Here is a 3,202-nt window from a genome sequence, read left to right as displayed (position 1 = left end):
AGGGTCTCGGAGAACTCCTCCTTGCCGGGGACCTTCTTCGCCAGGTTGAACTGGCCGCCGATCTCGCTGGCCGCCTCGAACAGGGTGACCCGATGGCCGCGCTCGGCGGCGACGGTGGCGTAGGCCAGGCCTGCAGGCCCCGCGCCGACCACGGCGACGGACCTGGGCGCTGCGGTCTTCTCATAGACCAGCTCGGTCTCGTAGCAGGCCCGGGGATTGACCAGGCAGCTGGTCATCCGGCCGGTGAAGGTGTGGTCCAGGCAGGCCTGGTTGCAGGCGATGCAGGTGTTGATCTCGTCCTCGCGGCCCTCGGCGGCCTTCTTGACCAGGTCCGGGTCGGCCAGCATGGGCCGGGCCATGGAGACCAGGTCCGCATCGCCCCGGGCCAGGACCTCCTCGACGACCGAGGGCATGTTGATCCGGTTCGAGGTGATGACGGGCACCCCCACGGCCTTGCGCAGGCGGCCGGTGACGCTGGTGAAGGCGGCGCGGGGCACCATGGTGGCGATGGTCGGGACCGGTGCCTCGTGCCAGCAGAAGTGGGTGGAGATGATGTTGGCGCCCGCCGCCTCGATGGCCTTGGCCAGGGTGACCACTTCGTCCCAGGACATGCCGCCCTCCAGCATGTCCATGGCGGCGATGCGGAAGATGACGATGAAGTCCTTGGGCACGGCCGCCCGCACCCGGCGGACCACCTCGACGGGGAAGCGCATGCGGTTCTCGAAGGGCCCGCCCCACTGGTCGGTCCTGCGGTTGGTCTTCTCCACCAGGAAGGTCGACAGGAGATAGCCGGCCGAGCCGATGATCTCGACGCCGTCGTATCCAGCCTGGTGGGCGAGGGCTGCGCAGCGGGCGAAGTCGGACAGCTGCTGCTCGATGCCGTCCTCGTCCAGTTCGTTGGGCATGAAGGCACCGATGCGCGAGCGCACTGCCGAGGCAGCGACGGCCTCGGGGGTGTGGGCCAGGGGACCTGTGTGCAGGATCTGCATGCAGATCTTCACGTCCGGGTCGGCGGCGTGGACGGCCTCGGTCACCTCCCGGTGGGCCTGCGCCTCCTCGGGGGTGGACAGGCGGGCACCGGGGCCCGCGCCGCCGTTGGGCGAGATGCCGCCGGTGATGATCATGCCGACCCCACCCCGGGCGCGCTCGGCGAAGTAGGCGGCCATGCGCGACAGCCCGCCGGAGGCCTCTTCCAGGCCCGTGTGCATGGAGCCCATGAGCACCCGGTTCTTCAGCTTGGTGAAGCCGAGATCGAGGGGCGAGAACATCAGCGGATAGCGGCTGGCGGACATGGGTTTCCTCTCCGGAGGGTCACCGGCCTCTATGGGCCAGCGGTTGCTCCTACCATCCGGGAGGCGAGCCCCTCCTGTCAAACATGACCCGGCGTCAGGGGGCGTTTCAGGCGTACTCGAACCCGGCGTGGGAGACGACGGTGCGGTCCCCGACCCGGGCCTCGAAGATCACCCGGCCGGGGCCGTCGTGCCAGGCCAGGACCTTCAGGTCGTCGCCCGGCAGGACCGGCGAGGAGAAGCGGACCTTGATCTTACGGAACCGGGCCGGGTCGCCATCGCAGAGGGCCGAGACCAGCAGGTGGGCACAGTGGCCGAAGGTGCACAGGCCATGCAGGATCGGTGCCTCGAAGCCGCCGAACCGGGCCGCCTCCGGGTCGATATGCAGGGGGTTGTAGTCGCCGGACAGGCGGTAGATGTCGGCCTGGTTCTCGGGGATATGCGCCCCGGTCTCGACGTCGGGCGCCCGGTCAGGGACCGTCACGGGGGCGGAGAAGGTCGCCCCGGCGCCCTCGAAGGGCTCGATGTCGCCCAGTCGCTCGACACCCCGGCGGAAGGAGCCGGAGACCATCCTCACGCAGACCTCGCCGTCGGCGTTTCGGACCTCGCTCTCGTATTCGACGAAGCCGGCGCCCTTGCCGCGCGGATGGACGCCGATCAGGCGCGAGACCACGCTGACCTCGCCGCCCAGGGGAAGCGGACGGACCACCTCCAGGTAGCGCTCGGCGTCGATGGTCAGGGGGCCGGGCGAAGGCGGGATGGCGGCGCGGTCCACCACCGCCCCGGCGCCGCCCCACCGGATGGGGAAGGTCGGGAAGACGGCGAAATCCTTATGGCCCTCGAAGATGAACCTCAGGTCCCGGCTATTGATGCCGACGGCGTAGAGCAGGATGTCCCGGCGATCGTAGGCGATGCGGACCGGCTCGCCCCAGGGGGCGGGGCCGCCGTCCGGCAGGGCGGCCTTGGCATTGTAGACGGCCATGGGCGTCTCCTTACATGTGCGGGAAGGCCAGGGGATCCTGGCGCTCGAAGGCTTCTGCGGCCGCCAGGACCAGGTCGTCCCGCCAGTGGGCCGAGGCGATCTGCAGGCCAATGGGCGTGCCGATGCTGGAGACCCCGCAGGGGACTGTGGCGGCCGGGTGCCGGGTCAGGTTGAAGATGGCCGTGTTGGTCCAGAAAGGGTTGGGCCGTCCGTCCGGCCCGTCCGGCGTGTTCCGCCCCACCTGCGGGGGTAGGGTCGACATGGTCGGCGACAGGACGAGGTCGTATTCGGCGAAGACCTGGTTCCAGGCGTGGGCCATCTCGCGGCGGCGCACCTGGGAGTCCATGATGGTCTTCACATCCAGGCCAGCGCCGATCTTGGCCTGCTCGTAGAGGGCCGGGTCGAACTCGTCGTGCCGCGCCTCGGGATAGAGGTGCAGCAGGCGCTGGAGGGCCGCGAACCAGTGGGCGACGAAGATCCGTCCGGTCTCGCCGTTTTCGGTGGGCGGGGTGATGGGAACCACCTCGCAGCCCAGGGCCCGGAAGCGGTCGGCGGCCTTCAGCATCGCCGCCTCGACCTCGGGGTCGAGGTAGAAGTCGCCGAACTTCAGGACCAGGCCCACCTTCAGCCCCTTCAGGCTGCGGTCCAGGCCGGCGACGAAGTCGATGTCCGTCGGCGGCAGGGCCAGGGGGTCGCGGACGTCCGCGCCCTTCAGCACGTTGAGCATGAGGGCGGCATCGCGGGTGGTGCGGGTCATGGGGCCGGTATTGGCCAGGTCCCCGTGCATGGAGGCCGGCCAGGCGGGGATGCGCCCGTAGGTGGCCTTTAGTCCGACCAGGCCCGTGCAGGCCGCCGGGATCCGGACCGAGCCGCCGCCGTCCGTGCCGATGGACAGGGGCCCGATCCCCGCGGCCACCGCCGCCCCGGCGCC

General features: G+C 70.4%; 3 protein-coding genes. All 3 read right to left on the bottom strand.

The genetic code is table 11. The features are described from left to right. A partial coding sequence (locus WCJ52_RS12395) for an NADPH-dependent 2,4-dienoyl-CoA reductase (RefSeq protein ID WP_336903621.1) occupies window positions 1-1,292 on the bottom strand: 1,292 nt, incomplete at its 3' end. A 106-nt stretch (window positions 1,293-1,398) separates the two neighbouring features. Beyond that, window positions 1,399-2,271: a MaoC/PaaZ C-terminal domain-containing protein gene (locus tag WCJ52_RS12390; RefSeq protein ID WP_336903620.1), complete on the bottom strand. Its 873-nt coding sequence runs from the start codon at window positions 2,269-2,271 to the stop codon at window positions 1,399-1,401. Window positions 2,272-2,281: 10 nt separating this feature from the next. Continuing rightward, on the bottom strand, window positions 2,282-3,202 hold a 921-nt coding region (locus WCJ52_RS12385; RefSeq protein ID WP_336903619.1), incomplete at its 5' end, for an amidase family protein.

The sequence above is a fragment of the Phenylobacterium sp. genome (assembly GCF_037138395.1).
GTDB lineage: Bacteria > Pseudomonadota > Alphaproteobacteria > Caulobacterales > Caulobacteraceae > Phenylobacterium.
Note: the sequence above shows the minus strand (reverse complement) of the source record. Positions and strands in the feature narration are given on the sequence as shown.